This window comes from Pontibacterium sp. (assembly GCF_041587635.1).
Taxonomy (GTDB): Bacteria; Pseudomonadota; Gammaproteobacteria; order Pseudomonadales; family Balneatricaceae; genus Pontibacterium.
In genome coordinates, this window is sequence record NZ_JBFGYC010000636.1 from 1 (window position 1) to 2,137 (window position 2,137).

Consider the following 2,137-nt stretch of genomic DNA (forward strand, 5'->3'; position numbering starts at 1 on the left):
AGTGCCTTAGGGCCATTATCTTGTGCTGCATAAGGTGCAATCGTGTAAGTTCCTGCAGCATCTACAGTAGTAATGGCAGGTGAAGAACCATAACCAAGCCAACCAAGGCGTTCTTTTTGATAGGCGTTGTAATGGCCAGGAACCATTTGTCCCATAATGTCTGGAATGTTGCCGTACTCAATGTGGCTACAATTTGAGCTCAGAGACTCGCCATTGCAGTACAGAGCATGGGAGTGATACAGGCCAAAATTGTGGCCCAACTCGTGAGAGATAGTGCCATGCGTCAGAGAGCCGTTATTGACAGTCGTAGATGGGGCGCCGCCAACGGAGCCCACACCGCTCCATTTACATGCCGCTGTTGGTGGGTGTACCGAAATGATACGGTCGTATGAAGACAGATCGGCACCTTCTGCAGCGGCACCATCACGGCCGGTATCGCCGATTGACTTTGTATCACATACAGTACTGCTGTGAGGCGCTGTATACCATCCATACACATCGACAGTTAACCAAGTCTGTTGGAAGGAGTTTTCCTGGATAAAGTCATTCACCTGTCCAGCAATGACGTTCATAACCTCATCCTTGGTCCATGGCTTATCACTCGGGTTATCCGCAAAGTTGACCAGAAACACAGCAACTCGCTGCTCGCCAAAGGTATTGGCAACCGGCTCTGGGGTACCACCGTTACTGCCGCCAGTAGTGCTACTGCCAGCTTCCAGCATCAGGATATTTTCTTCGCCTTCGGCAACAACAATATTGCCATCAGTCGATGCTGATTCACCGTCGGTGCCGAGCAGCAGGCCGTTGATACGTACTTTTTTACCGCTCTGCATCTCTTTGGTGTTGCCGACAGGATGCAGTTCAAAACGCTCGCCAAATGAGGTTTTTACGAAACTGCGCAGTATATGGCTACCATCTTCGTAATCTTCATAGAAAACATCCAGCTCGCCTTCCACCTCAACGCGTTGCTCAAGCTTATCCAGCACGTCTTGAGGCATGCCAACCTGCTTTTCATCGGGGATAGCAAAGCGCAAAGCTTCTTCTGGATTGGTCTTGACCAGTTCAGCCAGAAACTCGCGACGCGCTTCCGCTTTAGCAATCAAATTAGTTTGTGCCTGAGATTTAGCTGCGCCTTGAGATTGTGCCCATGTGCGGTGTTGTGCAATCAGATCCTGAGTAAAAGCCGCAGCTTTTTCTATCTGCTGTCCAGGCGCTGCGTCGGCCTGAGAGGCCGCATGATGATGTGGGCCAGATACCGCGAGGCCCGAAGTGAAAAGCAGGGCCGAACTCAGGCCCAGTACGGCAAGAAATTTAGTTGTAGGTGCTGGCGCTTTAAGCGTCATGAGTATCTCCGCAAATTGGGTTTGCGAAAGATCCTCAACAGCAACGTACTGACGTGCGAGGGTATACTCTCCATGGGCAGTACGGCCGTCCCCACAACAAGATGGGACCCGTGACTTTGCGACGCCTGATTTCTCAGGTTGTGCCTTTATCCGGAGAGGATCTTTCTATTCTTTACGCGGTACTGTTTTCCCGCGCCAGACCCAGTGGCCGACTCTCGTCAGTGAGACCGTTATCCAGTCACTTCAATGTGCCCGTTGACCTTCCTTGTCCAAAGTGGATGCGTTCAGCCAGTCGGGTGGCAAAGCGAAAGAGGGGAGTGACGGACGAAACAACATGGGGGATGCAGCGCCCAGGCTGCGTGCAGATCTGTTTGCCGGATTACCCTACCTAAACCCGATAACTCAGATGAACAGCTGTTCCCCACAACGTTGCCAACAACCTATCGTTCGCTTTACACGCTGTAAACTGTTTTAACGGGGTGCATCCTAACATTAACAACTGTGCATGTCTTATACAGTTGTGGAATAAAACGTACGTTCGACTGAATAAAAAGCGATCAAACGTTCAGGAACTATTTTCACAAAGCTTACACATCGCGCAGTGTCTGCATTTGGGGTGTTGCAGGATAAAGTCGTCTTAACTGTCTGATATGTAGTGGAAAGCACCACAAGTATTTTTGAAGATCTTTCATTGAGATTGAAACATCGAAAAGGATTAACCGTCTCAGCAACACCCTGTACAGATTGTGTACATCTATTTACAGCTCATCTTCGAATTCAGAGGTGTCGTTGTC

At 49.7% G+C, this 2,137-nt stretch carries 1 protein-coding gene and 1 riboswitch; the gene reads right to left on the minus strand.

Annotation, left to right across the window (positions count from 1 at the left end; all coding sequences use genetic code 11):
- Positions 1-1,343: M12 family metallopeptidase (locus ABYW01_RS20100; RefSeq protein WP_372836219.1), on the minus strand; the 1,343-nt coding region annotated here is incomplete at its 3' end.
- 72 nt (positions 1,344-1,415) lie between these two features.
- A riboswitch (cyclic di-GMP riboswitch) is annotated at positions 1,416-1,498 on the minus strand.
- Positions 1,499-2,137: the final 639 nt, after the last annotated feature.